The organism is Aliterella atlantica CENA595 (assembly GCF_000952155.1).
GTDB classification, from domain to species: domain Bacteria; phylum Cyanobacteriota; class Cyanobacteriia; order Cyanobacteriales; family Chroococcidiopsidaceae; genus Aliterella; species Aliterella atlantica.
The window spans coordinates 38829-53130 of record NZ_JYON01000026.1 but is presented as its reverse complement, the minus strand read 5'-3'; the positions used below and the strand labels follow the sequence as shown (position 1 = coordinate 53130).

Sequence of the window (14302 nt, the reverse complement as noted above, 5' to 3'; positions counted from 1 at the left end):
CCTATATTTTTTGAGTTAAAAATTATTGTCAGTAGGCTATATACCTACCTTTTGCTTAGAGCTAATCAGCTAAATACTTAGCCAACAAATCTTTCTTACCCATCTGCTCTAGTAGCTGCTCGATCTTCTGTATAGCCAAAGGAGAAGGCTTCGATCTGCCTCGCTCCCAGCGGTTCATGGTAGAACACGTAACGCCCAGTTGACTAGCAAATTGTTCTTGTGTCAGCCCAGTCTCCAAACGAATTTCACGAATAAGTGCGCCAATTCGCGGCTGGCTTATTAATAAAAGCTTGTTGACTAACATCTGACATGAACTCCAGAGCTTGCTGTGTGATGCAGCATATGATGTGCTATGTGCTATATCGTATGCACTCTTTTCTCGAAAAAGCGCGGGGCAAATACCTAAATTGCAACCCTATTTGATACTTGTAAAAATATAAAATCTTTTGAGAATCAATTGTTTTAATAATACCTATGGCAGATGACGTTTCCCTTGTACTGCAAAGACATCAGCGTTTTCACTGACTTATTTGAAAGCAAGCGAATGACGTGAAACTACTAACAAGTAAATCCACGCAGACATCCATTATTTAGGACACGCGATCGCTGTTTTATTTGTTACGCGTACCACTCTACGTATTCACCAAATAGCCAAAATTAGCTATACGAGTTTCTAATTCTAAATAGAAATAGCAAACCACACGCGCGATCGCTCAACCAGGAAAATCTACTAATGATTCTGCGCCAGCAGACTTCGACTGTATAGATGCAAATTCTACTTGCTCCACAACTTCCGCCAAATATACAGGCAACGGAACAAACTCAAACAAGCGATCGCTACCTAAAGCGAGTACCAAATTCCTAATTGCCTCAGCTAATTCCTTATAAATTGCGATCCAAGCGCTAGTTAACCGCAAATCGAGCTTTTTACCCAAAATCTTCAGATATTTCTTAATTTCTGCTGTATTACTGCACCCAGAACGTCGCAACACCCAACTTTTTGCATCTTTGAGCCGAATCCTCTGTTTATCGCTGTAACGGGCGCGACGTTGAGGAGTACGAACGCGATCGCTTTGAGGCACAGATAACAAAACTTGAGCATTTAAATTGTCAGAAACTCGATCTGGGGCGATCGCCAAACCGCTATTCGCGCTAAAATCCATACATAAGCTCCGTATACATTAGCTTCGTGTACATTAAGTTGAGCTTTGCCGGAAGAAGTGAAGTTGGTTGCTTGTTCTTCCGGCTTTAACTATAATAAAATTATAACACAGCATGACGTTTACCTACAATGTCAAATCCTAATCCGAAATATAAATTAAAACAGATATACGATAAACCAGTAGCAGAATACCCAGTAGCGGTAAAGCTGCCAGTAGATTTGGATGCCTACGTGCGATCGCTACCTAACAAATCAGAGTGGCTCAGAGAAGCAGTAGCCGAAAAATACCAAAGAGAAGTTGGTAAGAACTAAACAAAACTTAAAAATTAATCCATAAGCAAAGGCGCAACCCAATGCGCCTTATTCTCTTGCGTGGTAGTGCGTCAAAAAGATGTGGGATTAGTAGAGTAGAGAAGCCTATGTCATTGGAAACTCATCTATGCAATGTCCTCTGTGCGGTCACCCCAAAGACCATAAACACGGCAAGATGCCCAACGGTCATCAACGTTATCTCTGCCCAGCTTGTCATCAAACGTTCTCAGAGAGCTTTGACAGCTTGTACTATCGCCGTTATGTCAGCCCAGAGCAAATCAAATTCGCGCCCGTGCTGCAAGCCCATAGCGAAGGCAGTAGCTTGCGCGGGATTAGCCGCATCACCGAACTTGCTTACAACACAGTTGTGAGTAATGTTCGAGCCGCCAGAGCGAAAGCACAACTTGTTCATAATGCAGAAGTACAAGCCGTGCAAACTGAAGAAGTGAGTAGGGATAAGATGTGGTGGCAACAATTGGGAAGAATAATTCTCCCCAATTTTGCCTTGTCATTTGTTTCAAAAAACAGAAACAGTGTTGTGACCAAGAACTAGAAGTGGGGGATCGTTGGATTGGGTTGAGCCTCGCTAATTCCAGTGGCTTAATTCTTGCCGCACGAGTGGGCGCAACGTTTCGGGAAGAAGCTTCTTCCCGAAAGCTTGCTTGCAAACACACTGATGCTTTGATTGAGCAATTAGTAAACAACACTGAAGGAAAAACTGACTGTAAGCAGTTCAACAGTGACGACTGGGGTGGCTATGAGCGTGTCCTCCCTCCCGAAATCAAACATCACATCGGTAAAGATAAAACCCAGCAATGTTCGTGCGTACCAACGGCATTTGGATGAGTTGGATGGGCAGATTACTTGCATTCGCTTTGCCCCAAATGCCCCTGCACAAAATTCTGTTGAAGATGTTTGGCTACACGCAAAGAGGTTCTTCCGAGAGTTCTATCATCTGTGTAAATCTTTGCTGTCAAGCGATTATTTGAGCTAGTAACTCATCAGCAAATTTTTAATTTCCCAAAAATATTCATGTATGGTTTATTTTCATAGATGATTCAGGATTGCTATAGTTGCAAGCATCCGGAAATGCCTTTAAAGTGGCATCTATCTTTACCACCTGAGTAGGAGTTGGTTGAATCTGACAAACTATTGTCAACACTTGCTGCATAAGTTGTATTATCTCACTATAATGACTTGCTGCGGCAAGCGTTTATTTATTGGTCGCAATTCCTGAGCGAAATCATAATTGATTTGTCGGACATGATATTAAGTATAAAAGCGGACGATTATAGTTAGAGTAGAGGTAGAGACTTAGTTAAGTATAGAAACGGTCAGAGATAGTTAGCGAAACTTAGGTTGATAAGCTAAGGCAGTTGCAAGTAAAGATACAGCGGCAATAGAAGTAAAACTGAAGGCGAAGAAGGTTTCAAATACCGACATAGTTTTTGCTCTCTTTAGTTTAGGTAATCCGCAAGCCTAAGTAGGCTTGCGGGGTAGATGAATCAGGAGGAGAAATCTTTTCTAACTGTGTTGATTCTAATCATTTACCTATGAAGAGATCGCCAGTGAAATTACTGTTTTTATCTATGAAGTTAATGGGGATATCAGCATTTTCTTGGTCGTTGAATTTGTACTACGCAGCAAGATTTTAGCTAGAAGTGCTTGTAAGTTCGGCGTTGCGGGTTAAATAGCCATCTTCCATATCGACAATGCGATCGGCAATATCTAAAATCCGGTTGTCGTGAGTTACTAGCAAAATCGTCGATCCTTGCTCTTTGGCGAGGCGTTGCATGATTTCTACAACATCGCGTCCCGATTTTTTGTCTAAAGCTGCTGTCGGTTCGTCAGCTAAAACTAATTTGGGATGGTTTACCAAAGCACGCGCGATCGCAATGCGTTGTTTTTGTCCGCCAGAAAGGTTATCAGGGTAGTAGTTGATGCGCTCTTTTAAGCCTACTGCTTCCAACATAGCTGCCGATTTTGCTTCGGCTTCTTTCTTCGATACCCCATCTTTGAGTTCGATAGACATTTGCACGTTTTGTCTGGCGGTGAGAAACCCCAGTAAATTGTGTGCTTGGAAAATATAACCAATTTGACGGCGCATTTGAATGAGTTTTTGTTCGCTAGCGCCGTTTAACTCTTGACCTAGCAGCCTCATACTTCCTTCTTGCACAGAACGCAAACAACCAATCAAACTGAGCAAAGTTGTCTTACCCGAACCTGATGGTCCGGTCATGATTACGATTTCCCCAGCATCAATATTCAAGTTGATGTCAAATAAAACCTGTTTGCGGAGATTTCCTTTGCCATAGTAATGATTGATATTTTCAATCGCAATTACTGGTTCTACTTGAGACATTGGCAACTCCTGAGATTAGAAAATGTCAGCAGGATCGGCAGAACGGAGTTTGCGTACGGCGATCGCTCCTGAAATGAAGCACATCAGTATAGTTAATATTATGACTGTTATTGCTCTTCTTGCCGTCATAGCGATCGGTAATAATGTCGCGTTCCTTGCCATCGTGTACTGAACCATCGCAAAGCCAAATCCAGGCATAAAGCCCAAAATTGCTAAAATCAAAGCTTCTTGAAAAACTACCAATAGCAAATAGGTTTGAGTATAACCCATTGCTTTTAAAGTTGCATATTCTGGCATATGGTCGGAAACTTCACTGTAAAGAATTTGGTAAACAATCACAGTTCCGACAATAAAACCCATGATTGTACCGAGCGTAAAGATAAAGCCAATTGCCGTACTACTTGCCCAATAATCTTTCTCAAAATCGACAAATTCTTGTTTTGTTAATACTTTAATATCTTTAGGCAAAAAGTTTTGAATTTGAGCTTTAGCTACTTCTACATCCGTACCAGGTTTTAAATTAATTACACCAATATCAATCAAGCCAAACTTTCTCTTGTCAGCAAATATGCGTAAAAAGTTTTGATCGCTAGTAATTATATTTCCATCTGCTCCAAAAGATGCGCCTAACTCGAATATTCCTCCTACTTTAACTTTCCTGCCATCTACTTCTGTATTGACAAATTTACCTTGCTCAATGTCAGCAGCAATTGGTCCAAACTCTGCTCTTGAACCTTTATCAAAAATTACAACATCAGGTAATTTAATTACGTCTAACTTCTCTGCAACTCCTGGCAATGCAAACAATTTATCTTCTGGATTAATACCAATAACTTGAATATTGCGAAGCTTGCGAGTTTGGGGGTTTTTCCACCCAGTAAAGTCTAAATATATAGGATGGACAGATGATACAGATTTTACTGCTAATGCTTGGTACAAGCGTCTTTGCGAAAACGATTGCATTGACAATAAAGCATCTGACTGGGGATTGATTAATACAATATCTCCCTCTAAACTTTTATGCAAAAGCACATTGGCATCAAACAAGGCTTCGCGAAAACCAAGTTGCATAAACATGAGAATATCAGCAAAAGCAATTCCAGCTAGCGCAATTACTAGGCGCGTTCTTTCCCTAGTTAGTTGCAGCCATGCTAGAGGGATTTTTTTAAACATTATTTTTGCTTGAGTTAAATAGTAATTGCCACAATGACTTTGGCATAAGTTAAGCCAGAAACCTTGCGGCTAGCTTGAGAATTTAGTCTAATTTTGACTTCCACAACTCTAGCATCTACATCAGCGGCGGGGTCGCTATCAATAACATTTTGTTTGCCGATTTGTCTGCCAACTTCGACTACAGTTCCCCTCAGTTCGCCTGCAAAAGCATTGTTATCGCTAGTAATAGTTGCTCTTTGTCCGAGACGAATTTTACTAATATCTTCTTCTAATACTTCGGCAATTACTAACATTTGGTCAGTTTTACCTAGTTCCGCAATACCATTAGTGCTAACAGTTTCGCCTGATTGGGTATGAACTTTCATAACTTCACCCGACTCTGGCGCTGTGACGTAAGTTAAAGCTAAATCGGCTTGCGCTTGCTTGACTCCTGCGATCGCATTATTTACTTCTGCTTGCGCTACTTGGACATCTTGGGGGCGAATTTCGGCAATTTTATTCAAAGTAGCCTTAGCTTCATTAATTTGCTGCCCTAAAGTTGCTACTGTGCGATCTTTGATTGCTCTTGCTTCAATTAGCTGCTGTTGTAGGGTTGATACTCTTTCTGTGCGCGTAGCTTCGCTTTCGTTGAGTTGTTCTGTTGTCGTTACCGCACTTAGTCGCCTGCGTTCCAATTCTTGGGCTGAAATCGCCCCACTTTTATATAAGTCTTGGTAGCGCTGCAAGTCGATTAAAGCGTTGCGCTGTTCGGCTTCAGTCCGCGCAACTGTGGCTTTTAAAGTATCAGTTTGTCCTTGCAACTCGGCTTGAATGCGGGCAATAGTAGCATCAGCTGCCTTAACTTCGCCACTTAGTTGTGCTTGCAAACGAGCGATCGCTGCTTTTTGGGCTTCGATTTCCCCAGTTTGCGCTCCAGCTTTGACTTTAGCTAAATTGGCGCGGGCAATTTCTACTTGTTGTTTGGCTTGTTCTAAAGCCGCCGCCGAGCGATCGCGATTATCGAGAATGGCGAGGATTTGTCCAGCTTGAACTAATTGCCCTTCCCTGACCATCATCTTATCAACTCGCGCCCCCATACCCTGAGTTGAACTAGGGGCAGAAATATTAATTACTTCTCCTTGCGGTTCTAGTCTTCCCAAGGCTGTCACAGCATCAGCAACGGGTGTAGGGCTAGTAACAGGTTCGGGTGTAGTAGTTGGCGATTGTTGCAATCGGTTGAAAGCAAAAGCTCCTAATGCGATCGCTGCGGCGATAGCTAAACCTATTTTCCAGCGATTTTTCGGTTTTAACTCTGATTCTACTTTTCGGATTGGCTGCTCGATCGTTTTTGACATGGCGATCGCTTCTTTCTCAATTAAAAACTTTACACCCTAAACTTCAAAGTACAACCTATGCTAAGTATCTGCAAGCGAAATAACTTATTACCGATAAATAGTGCATATTTATTCGCAGCAAGAGCATCTTGAAGGGTTTTAAATTAAAGATAGGACAAGCGATCGCTAACTAAGCAACTCTGGCACTCCCCAAATTTTAATTGCTCTATCAATGCTGTAACTAGCAACAAATTCCCGATGGGCGCTGTATGCCCCTGCAATACTTGTAGCTGGCTATTGGTCGCCAAATCCCAAATAATTATCTTGTATGGTTGGCTCCTTTCCTCAAAAATTCGCAACCGTAAGCCTCAATATGGCGGATCGAATCTAGACGCTTCATGCAAGGTAAAGAAAAACAGACTCTTTAATCGCATCTTGTCCTTGGATCTGTTCTTCAGCAAGTAGGCGATTTGCCTCTAAAACTAGCCCAATAGCTTCCTCTAGATTTATTCTAGCTTCTTCAATAGAATTTCCTTGCGTGTTAACTCCAGGCAATTCTTCGACAAAGCCAATATAGCCTTCTGGAACTTTCTGAAACACCTTTGTTAATGCAATTTGCACGAGTTTACCTTGTAAATCTTTAAAGCAATTGTATCAAAGATACTATTGGTACAATTTTATGCTTGTTCGGCTCTTTTTTCGCCGCTTTGGGGCGTGGATGCGATCGCACATCTTGGAAAGAAGCAAGAGGAATGACAACAGCGCAGGTGGAATTCGCCACCAGAGAACTAAAAATTGAGCTATTTAAAACCGCTACTTGGGGAGGAAAATTAGCGTCCTACCTCCTCACCCACAAGTCAAAACTAGATCAAGGCTCGCACGCATTCCGGTTTCTTGCTTCGTTGCTTGTCGCTACCTTACTAGAGGCGGCAAGCTTTGTACGCAATAACGTACTAGAATTGGGTAAAACAGAAGCAAAAAACTAATGGACGTACTTTCAGCCACAAAAGCAAGGGCAAACCTGTTTCGCCTGATTGACGAAACTGCTGATGCTCATAAGCAAGTTTTAATTACTGGGCAGCGAAACAATGCTGTATTAGTCTCTCAGGAAGATTGGAATGCTATTCAAGAAACACTGTATTTAATCTCTATCCCAGGAATGGCAGAGTCAATTATTGAGGGTGGTCAAACGACCGTAGAAGAATGTATTAATTTGGAGGAATTGAAACTTGGCTTGGCAGATAATACTGACGAAGCAAGCAGCTAAAGATGCCCAAAACTTAGTTAAAGCTGGACTTTGGACTAATGCCGAAAGATTGCTAGAAGTATTAGCAATAAATCCATTTCAAAACCCACCGCCCTACGAGAAATTAGTTGGTAATCTAGCTGGGTACTATTCGCGCCGCATTAATATTCAGCATCGTCTGGTTTATCAAGTTTTGAAAGATATTAATACGGTTAAAGTAGTCAGAATGTGGAGCCACTATGAACTATAGCTTGGTTGATGACTCAAAAATCCCATCAATTTTTCAAGTGACCCAAGTTGGAAATTAACTATCGCTCGTTGAACTTATCTGCCAAAAAAAGCTTTTAGGATTGATAGATAGCTTATCTACTACCACCCATCGCTAACATTCTGGCAAGTCAAACAACACCGTAGTCATATAATGTTCCGCCCACTCGTTACCGAATGCTTTTTCCAAAACTCGGCGGGTTTTGTCGTTTTGCTGCTGTTTGGTGCAGTAGTAACGTTGCGCCTCAATAATTTCTGTTTTTTCTTCTGCTGACACGGGTGAAGATGCGATCGCTTGTTTGCAGTGTATTTCCAAAAATGCTTCTACCCTGTGCAAAAATATTGCTTCTTCTGTAGGCGAACTTGGACGCACGAAGATACAAAATTCAGAAAAAATATCTCCCCAAGGTGGTAATTCTCGCACCGCACTAAAATCGTGCTGTTGTAAAGCTTGTAGTTGACTGCTGTATGCGCTAGTAGTAACCCGTTCGGCATTTAGCGGCGATAAATCGGCGATCGCAGCGCTAATTTGTCCTTTTCCGCCCACTAAGTCGCAGCCAAACATCGGTAAGGCATATTCGGGGCGGGGAAACATGACGCAGTGCAAAATGTCTAGCATTGTGCCTACTTTTGCCAGTTCCAGGTGCATTTTGCGAAACTGGGGTGTTTGGTAGCAGCGATTTTCAATAGTGAGTTTCTCACCTTCTAATCTGCCTTCTACATAGCCTAATTCTGCTGGCATGGGGTAAGGGGATAATTCCAGATATTTGTGCCAACTCCCCTCAATTGCGTCAGCTAGCTGGCAAATTAGGGGGTGTTGTTGCGATCGCAGTGATGGGGTAGAAGTTGGCGACATGAGTTGATTAAACCAAGTAGAAATATCTACAAGTTTAGAAGTTTGAGCAGTTACTTTTATTAATACGCACTCAAAATCTACGCTACCAGGATTTTATCTGTCGCGTAATGATATATTTTTCCGTTTCTGCCTAGATTGAGGCAAACGCGAAGTAAAGATATTCAACATTGATTGCCAATTAACTTCGATTATCTGTAACATAAAATACAGAAATCACAAGATGTTTGTGTAGTAGCGATCGCGCTAGTAAAGGAGCGGCAAGAATGCAAGTAAAGTATTACCAACCAAACTTTTGTATCTTACCTGTAGGGCAAAGGTTAGATTGGTCGCATCAGCCTAATAATTTAGAGTTTGAGGCAAATACTTGGGTACAATTGCACAAATTACCCAACGATTACAGTCACGATGAAGCATTGCTACTATGCGAACTTACAGCCGATGAATGGGTAGCTTGGATTCCAGGGTATGGAGAAACAGTTTTAAACGTGCGTGACTTCTTTGCTTAGGTTGCTTGCCAAAAATCGGTAACGCTGTAGCCTAGCTGTTCTAGCATTTGCCGCAGTAAAGGCAAGCTTAAACCAATTACATTTGTATGGCAGCCAGCAATTTTCTCTACAAATAGGCTGCCATAGCCTTCCAAAGCGAAACTACCAGCACATTTAAGCGGTTCGCCAGTAGCTACGTAAGTAGCGATCGCTTTGTCAGTTATCGGGGCAAAAAATACTTGGGTAACTTGACAGCGAATTACAGAAAGATTTTGACTTAAATCGATTAAAGCATGACCTGTATAGAGTTCGCCGACATTACCGCGCATTTTACGCCAACGAGCGATCGCTTGAGCAGAATCCTTAGGTTTGCCGTGAATCTCGCCATCTACCAGCAAAACAGAGTCGCAACCCATAATTAAACCAGAATCAAACTGCTGGGCGACGACTTGGGCTTTAGATTCAGCTAGAGTTTGGACAAGTTGCGCTGGATCGTTATTTTGCACTTGCGACTCATCAAAATCGCTGACTTTCACTACTGGATCGATACCAGCATTTTGCAACAAACGACGACGGGCAGGGGAAGCAGAGGCAAGAACAAAAGTAGGAACATTCATCTTAGCTATTAGCGGAGGTGCTATTAGCTATATAGCTTAATCTTTCACAAGCTCCGATCGCGCGGCTCATTTACCAAAACTGTTGAGATTATAGTCTTATATTTAGTTAAAATTCATGTCGTAGAAAGCAACCTACATTTTCATCTGCGTTTATCTGCGTGCATCTGCGTTCCATTACTCATTGTAGATTCTGCTCAGAAGTCCAATAATTCTCATACAGATTGGTAATTACTAATGAATGCGATCGCCACCCAAATAAAACCCCTGATCGGTACAGCAGAAATATGCGAGTGGGAAAACCTAGACGAACGCTGGCAAAAACAGATAAAAGCAGCAACTTCTGCGGAAACTGTTCCTAGCTGCATCGTCTATCCTCATACTCCCGCCGAACTAGCAGAGGTAATAACTTGCGCGTACCGCAACAAATGGCAAATGTTAGTCTGCGGTAATGGCAGCAAATTAAGCTGGGGGGGAATAGTTGCCAACGCCCAAATCGTAATTAGTACCCAACGGATGCAGCAATTAATCGAACACGCTGTAGGCGATTTGACTGTAACTGTAGAAGCAGGGATGCAATTCGCTTATTTGCAAGCACAATTAGCCAAATCCGGTCAATTTATGGCTTTAGATCCTGATTTCCCTCAATCTGCAACAATGGGAGGAATAGTTGCAACAGCTTCGACTGGTTCTTTGCGGCAAAGATATGGTAGCGTCCGCGATCAACTATTAGGAATTAATTTTGTCCGCGCCGATGGACAAGTTGCTTCGGCTGGGGGAAGAGTAGTGAAAAATGTTGCAGGTTATGACTTGATGAAACTGTTTACGGGGTCTTACGGCACTCTAGGCGCAATTTCCTCAGTCACCTTTAGAGTGTATCCCTTACCAGAAACATCAGCTACTACGGCGCTTACAGGTACAGCAGAAGAAGTCGCCAAAGCTTGCACCACCCTACGCGCTTCGGCTTTAACTCCTACCAATAGCGACATATTATCAACAGGCTTAGTAGCAAGTTTGGGTATAGGTAAGGGATTGGGGTTAATTACTCGCTTTAGAAGCCTCAAAGAAAGCGTACTAGAGCAATCAACCAGGCTATTAGAAGTCGGACAGCAGTTAGGTTTACAAGGCAAAATCTACTCAGGAGATGAGGAAGCAGAACTAGGGCAGAAATTACAAATGCAAATGCAATCTTCGTCGCCCCCAATTACTTGTAAAATCGGCGTATTACCAGCCCAAGCTGTAGCAACACTTTTAGAGCTAGATAGGATTGCTTCGCACAAAGTAATAGCTTGGATACATAACGGTAGCGGCTTAGGATCGTTGCAATTGGGAGCAGATGCAACCATAGAAATAATTGAGCAAATGCGATCGCTTTGTCAATCCTACAAAGGTTTCCTGACAGTTTTAACAGCACCACAAGCAATCAAGCAGAAGATAGATATATGGGGCTACAGCGGCAATGCTATAGACTTGATGCAACGCATTAAACAACAATTTGACTCAGAAAACCTATTAAGTCCTAACCGTTTTTTGTAGTTTTGAGTTAAAGATTGCCAAGAGGACTAATTTATTCTCTCTTGCTCTCCTGCTGCAAATAGCTAGCATAGTTGAAGATAAATCTTTTTAAATCATGCAAACTTCAGAAAGTTCTATAACAAATTCTGCGCTTACAGAAGAAGCAGCGTTAAATAACTTAAAAGGCTTTGACGAACATCACCCCCCCGATCCTAAGCTAATTGATGCTTGCGTTCATTGTGGATTTTGTCTTTCTACTTGTCCTAGCTATCGAGTATTGGGAAAAGAAATGGATTCACCTAGAGGGCGAATCTATTTAATGGATGCTATTAATGAAGGTCAAGCACCGCTCAACACTGCTACAGCACAACATTTTGATAGCTGCTTGGGATGTCTTGCTTGCGTAACTACTTGTCCCTCTGGCGTTCAGTATGACAAGCTAATTGCTGCTACTCGCCCGCAAGTCGAACGTAATTACCCGCGTACTTTACCAGATAAGCTATATCGACAACTAATTTTCTCTCTGTTCCCCTATCCCAATCGAGTGCGGGTGTTACTGACTGGGTTATTTGCATATCAAAAATTAGGCTTGCAGAAAATAGTTCGTTCTACGGGGTTACTCAAGTTAGTTTCACCTCGTTTAGCAGCAATGGAATCAGTATTGCCGCAAATATCCCTCAGTTCCTTTAGAGATGACATCCCCGCGACAATTCCCGCAGTAGGTGAAAAGCGTTATCGAGTAGGGATGATTTTGGGTTGCGTGCAACGATTATTTTTCTCTGATGTGAATACAGCAACAGTGCGCGTACTGACAGCAAATGGCTGCGAAGTAGTCGTTCCCAAAGTTCAAGGTTGTTGCGCTGCTTTGCCTCACCACCAAGGGCAAGAAGAACAAGCCAAAACCCTAGCTAAACAGATGATTGATGCTTTTTCCGGTACAGATGTAGATGCTGTAATTATCAACGCTGCTGGCTGCGGTCATACTTTAAAAGAATACGGACATCTGTTGCAAGACGACCCTGAATATAAGGAAAAAGCCCAAGAATTTGCGGCAAAAGTTAAAGACGTGCAAGAGTTTTTGGCTACTGCTGGGTTAACCGCCAAACTATCACCGTTGAGCGATCGCCCGTTAACTTTAGTCTATCAAGATGCTTGTCACCTATTACACGGGCAAAAAATTAGCGTCCAACCGCGCCAAGTATTGCGCCAAATTCCAGGAGTGCAGTTAAAAGAACCAATTGATGCCGCTTTATGTTGTGGCAGTGCTGGCGTATATAATATGCTGCAACCAGAAGTAGCTGATGAATTAGGTGCGGCAAAAGTTGATAATTTGCTTAATACTGGGGCAGATTTGATTGCTTCAGCAAATCCAGGTTGTAGTTTGCAAATCGGCAAGCATTTGAATTTACAAAATAAGAAAGTTCCTATCAAGCATCCCATTGAGTTGTTAGATTATTCAATTCGCGGTATCAAAATCGAGCAATAAGGTGATAAATATGCTGATTCAAGAGAAGAAACGCAACTGGAAGCCGATTATCAAGCAATTTGAGGCTGTGGTGGGCAAAAACGGTGTCGTGCATCACGGCGAAGAGTTGTTGACTTATGAATGCGACGGTTTGAGTAGCTATCGCCAACGCCCAGGAGTAGTAGTATTACCGCGAACTACAGAGCAAGTAGCAGCAGTAGTGAAGATATGCGATCGCAATTCTATCCCGTTTATTGCGCGTGGTGCGGGTACTGGTTTATCTGGGGGCGCATTACCATCAGAAGATTGCGTTTTGATTGTCACAGCCTTAATGCGGCAAATTCTCAGCATAGACTTAGAAAATCAGCAAGTTGTCGTTCAGCCAGGAGTAATTAACAACTGGGTAACGCAAACAGTTAGCGGTGCTGGTTTTTATTATGCTCCCGATCCTTCTAGCCAAATTATTTGCTCCATCGGTGGTAATGTAGCCGAAAACTCTGGCGGCGTACATTGCCTCAAGTATGGCGTTACTACTAACCACGTATTAGGATTAAAACTCGTGCTTCCTAATGGCGAGATTGTAGAGGTAGGCGGACAAATCCCTGAAATGCCTGGATACGATCTTACAGGCATATTTGTAGGTTCAGAAGGGACGCTAGGGATTGCCACAGAAGTTACCTTAAAAATCCTCAAAACTGCCGAATCCATCTGCGTTCTGCTTGCCGATTTTACCAATGTTGAGGCAGCAGGAGCAGCAGTTTCCGACATTATCAGCGCAGGAATTATCCCCGCCGGGATGGAAATGATGGACAACCTCAGCATCAATGCTGTAGAGGATGTAGTTGCCACAGGTTGTTATCCCAGAGATGCCGAAGCTATTTTATTGGTAGAAGTAGACGGATTAGAAGTAGAAGTAGCTGCATATAAGAAGCGAATTGCTGCTATTTGCAAACAGAATGGTGCTAGAAATATTACTACAGCTAACGACCCAGAAACGCGCCTGACTCTCTGGAAAGGACGTAAAGCAGCTTTCGCCGCCGCAGGTAGAATGAGTCCTGATTACTACGTCCAAGATGGAGTAATTCCGCGCACTCAATTACCTTATGTGTTGCAGGAAATTGAGAACCTCAGTCAGAAATACGGTTATCAAGTTGCCAACGTCTTCCATGCAGGCGACGGCAATCTTCACCCACTAATTTTATACGATAATTCCGTACCAGGAGCATTAGAGCAAGTAGAACACTTAGGCGGAGAAATCCTTAAACTGTGCGTAAAAGTGGGTGGTAGCATTTCAGGCGAACACGGTATTGGTGCAGACAAAAAGTGTTTTATGCCAGATATGTTTACCGACACCGATTTAGAAACTATGCAGTTGGTACGCGCAGCTTTTAACCCCAAAGGATTAGCCAATCCCGATAAAATCTTCCCCACACCCCGCACTTGTGGAGAAGCAGCAAGGGCTATAAGTAACAAGCAGTTTGAAAGTGTAGAACGGTTTTAACTAGCTGAGGAGTTTTAAATATAGATTATTT

Annotated in this window: 16 protein-coding genes and 1 pseudogene; 9 read left to right on the top strand and 8 right to left on the bottom strand. The window is 42.5% G+C overall.

Features of this window, described 5'->3' with window-relative positions; genetic code table 11:
• Positions 1 to 61: 61 nt before the first annotated feature.
• Positions 62 to 304, bottom strand: a complete 243-nt coding sequence (locus UH38_RS19655) for a helix-turn-helix domain-containing protein (protein ID WP_045056388.1) — start codon at positions 302 to 304, stop codon at positions 62 to 64.
• Between the two features lie 409 nt (positions 305 to 713).
• Positions 714 to 1163, bottom strand: a complete 450-nt coding sequence (locus tag UH38_RS19650; RefSeq protein WP_045056387.1) for a hypothetical protein — start codon at positions 1161 to 1163, stop codon at positions 714 to 716.
• Positions 1164 to 1291: 128 nt separating this feature from the next.
• Between UH38_RS19650 and UH38_RS19645 the strand changes: the two genes are divergently transcribed.
• The gene (locus UH38_RS19645; protein WP_045056386.1) at positions 1292 to 1474 is read left to right on the top strand and encodes a hypothetical protein; all 183 of its coding nucleotides are present in this window, start codon (positions 1292 to 1294) and stop codon (positions 1472 to 1474) included.
• A 127-nt stretch (positions 1475 to 1601) separates the two neighbouring features.
• Positions 1602 to 2334 (top strand): annotated as a pseudogene (locus UH38_RS27735) (IS1/IS1595 family N-terminal zinc-binding domain-containing protein); the annotation flags it as partial.
• 791 nt (positions 2335 to 3125) lie between these two features.
• Here UH38_RS27735 and UH38_RS19630 read toward each other — a convergent pair.
• The 4 genes from UH38_RS19630 to UH38_RS19615 form a co-directional block, all read right to left on the bottom strand.
• Complete coding sequence (locus UH38_RS19630) at positions 3126 to 3836, bottom strand: DevA family ABC transporter ATP-binding protein (RefSeq protein ID WP_045056384.1); 711 nt, start codon at positions 3834 to 3836, stop codon at positions 3126 to 3128.
• A gap of 15 nt (positions 3837 to 3851) precedes the next feature.
• Entirely contained in the window at positions 3852 to 5009 is a 1158-nt protein-coding gene (gene devC, locus UH38_RS19625) for an ABC transporter permease DevC (RefSeq protein WP_045056383.1), read from the bottom strand.
• Positions 5010 to 5023: 14 nt separating this feature from the next.
• Positions 5024 to 6343: an ABC exporter membrane fusion protein gene (locus tag UH38_RS19620; RefSeq protein ID WP_045056382.1), complete on the bottom strand. Its 1320-nt coding sequence runs from the start codon at positions 6341 to 6343 to the stop codon at positions 5024 to 5026.
• A gap of 375 nt (positions 6344 to 6718) precedes the next feature.
• Positions 6719 to 6943: a type II toxin-antitoxin system HicB family antitoxin gene (locus UH38_RS19615; protein WP_045056381.1), complete on the bottom strand. Its 225-nt coding sequence runs from the start codon at positions 6941 to 6943 to the stop codon at positions 6719 to 6721.
• Positions 6944 to 7005: 62 nt separating this feature from the next.
• On the opposite strand from UH38_RS19615, the gene UH38_RS27405 reads away from it, so the two are divergent.
• From UH38_RS27405 to UH38_RS19600, 3 genes are read left to right on the top strand one after another with little or no spacing between them, the layout of a single operon-like run.
• Positions 7006 to 7308: a hypothetical protein gene (locus UH38_RS27405; protein ID WP_200892522.1), complete on the top strand. Its 303-nt coding sequence runs from the start codon at positions 7006 to 7008 to the stop codon at positions 7306 to 7308.
• The gene (locus UH38_RS19605) at positions 7308 to 7589 is read left to right on the top strand and encodes a type II toxin-antitoxin system Phd/YefM family antitoxin (protein ID WP_045056379.1); all 282 of its coding nucleotides are present in this window, start codon (positions 7308 to 7310) and stop codon (positions 7587 to 7589) included. The genes UH38_RS27405 and UH38_RS19605 overlap by 1 nt, the downstream gene beginning before the upstream one ends.
• Complete coding sequence (locus tag UH38_RS19600) at positions 7552 to 7818, top strand: Txe/YoeB family addiction module toxin (protein WP_045056378.1); 267 nt, start codon at positions 7552 to 7554, stop codon at positions 7816 to 7818. The genes UH38_RS19605 and UH38_RS19600 overlap by 38 nt, the downstream gene beginning before the upstream one ends.
• 132 nt (positions 7819 to 7950) lie before the next feature.
• Here the strand turns inward: UH38_RS19600 and UH38_RS19595 are convergent, their stop codons facing one another.
• Positions 7951 to 8691 carry a phycocyanobilin:ferredoxin oxidoreductase gene (locus tag UH38_RS19595; RefSeq protein ID WP_045056377.1) on the bottom strand — a complete coding sequence of 247 codons (741 nt, stop codon included), beginning with the start codon at positions 8689 to 8691 and terminating at the stop codon, positions 7951 to 7953.
• A gap of 263 nt (positions 8692 to 8954) precedes the next feature.
• On the opposite strand from UH38_RS19595, the gene UH38_RS19590 reads away from it, so the two are divergent.
• A complete protein-coding gene (locus UH38_RS19590) occupies positions 8955 to 9197 on the top strand; it encodes a hypothetical protein (RefSeq protein WP_045056376.1) in 243 nt (80 codons plus the stop codon).
• Here the strand turns inward: UH38_RS19590 and UH38_RS19585 are convergent.
• Positions 9194 to 9793, bottom strand: a complete 600-nt coding sequence (locus tag UH38_RS19585) for a Maf family protein (protein WP_045056375.1) — start codon at positions 9791 to 9793, stop codon at positions 9194 to 9196. The two genes, UH38_RS19590 and UH38_RS19585, sit on opposite strands and share 4 nt — an antisense overlap.
• A gap of 234 nt (positions 9794 to 10027) precedes the next feature.
• Between UH38_RS19585 and UH38_RS19580 the strand changes: the two genes are divergently transcribed.
• The 3 genes from UH38_RS19580 to glcD all read left to right on the top strand — a co-directional run bounded on the left by UH38_RS19580 (position 10028) and on the right by glcD (position 14271).
• Entirely contained in the window at positions 10028 to 11326 is a 1299-nt protein-coding gene (locus tag UH38_RS19580; RefSeq protein WP_045056374.1) for an FAD-binding oxidoreductase, read from the top strand.
• Positions 11327 to 11420: 94 nt separating this feature from the next.
• Positions 11421 to 12791 (top strand): (Fe-S)-binding protein, encoded by a 1371-nt coding sequence (locus tag UH38_RS19575; protein ID WP_045056373.1) that lies wholly within the window; start codon positions 11421 to 11423, stop codon positions 12789 to 12791.
• Positions 12792 to 12801: 10 nt separating this feature from the next.
• Positions 12802 to 14271 (top strand): glycolate oxidase subunit GlcD, encoded by a 1470-nt coding sequence (glcD, locus tag UH38_RS19570; protein ID WP_045056372.1) that lies wholly within the window; start codon positions 12802 to 12804, stop codon positions 14269 to 14271.
• The last annotated feature ends 31 nt before the right edge of the window (positions 14272 to 14302 follow it).

Excerpts from the sequence above, each read along its gene's own strand:
- UH38_RS19630 (WP_045056384.1), bottom strand. The coding sequence starts at position 3,836 with ATGTCTCAAGTAGAACCAGTAATTGCGATTGAAAATATCAATCATTAC.
- UH38_RS19650 (WP_045056387.1), bottom strand. The coding sequence starts at position 1,163 with ATGGATTTTAGCGCGAATAGCGGTTTGGCGATCGCCCCAGATCGAGTT.
- UH38_RS19585 (WP_045056375.1), bottom strand. The coding sequence starts at position 9,793 with ATGAATGTTCCTACTTTTGTTCTTGCCTCTGCTTCCCCTGCCCGTCGT.
- UH38_RS19655 (WP_045056388.1), bottom strand. The coding sequence starts at position 304 with ATGTTAGTCAACAAGCTTTTATTAATAAGCCAGCCGCGAATTGGCGCA.
- UH38_RS19605 (WP_045056379.1), top strand. The coding sequence starts at position 7,308 with ATGGACGTACTTTCAGCCACAAAAGCAAGGGCAAACCTGTTTCGCCTG.
- UH38_RS19620 (WP_045056382.1), bottom strand. The coding sequence starts at position 6,343 with ATGTCAAAAACGATCGAGCAGCCAATCCGAAAAGTAGAATCAGAGTTA.
- UH38_RS19645 (WP_045056386.1), top strand. The coding sequence starts at position 1,292 with ATGTCAAATCCTAATCCGAAATATAAATTAAAACAGATATACGATAAA.
- glcD (WP_045056372.1), top strand. The coding sequence starts at position 12,802 with ATGCTGATTCAAGAGAAGAAACGCAACTGGAAGCCGATTATCAAGCAA.
- UH38_RS19580 (WP_045056374.1), top strand. The coding sequence starts at position 10,028 with ATGAATGCGATCGCCACCCAAATAAAACCCCTGATCGGTACAGCAGAA.
- devC (WP_045056383.1), bottom strand. The coding sequence starts at position 5,009 with ATGTTTAAAAAAATCCCTCTAGCATGGCTGCAACTAACTAGGGAAAGA.
- UH38_RS19575 (WP_045056373.1), top strand. The coding sequence starts at position 11,421 with ATGCAAACTTCAGAAAGTTCTATAACAAATTCTGCGCTTACAGAAGAA.
- UH38_RS19595 (WP_045056377.1), bottom strand. The coding sequence starts at position 8,691 with ATGTCGCCAACTTCTACCCCATCACTGCGATCGCAACAACACCCCCTA.
- UH38_RS19590 (WP_045056376.1), top strand. The coding sequence starts at position 8,955 with ATGCAAGTAAAGTATTACCAACCAAACTTTTGTATCTTACCTGTAGGG.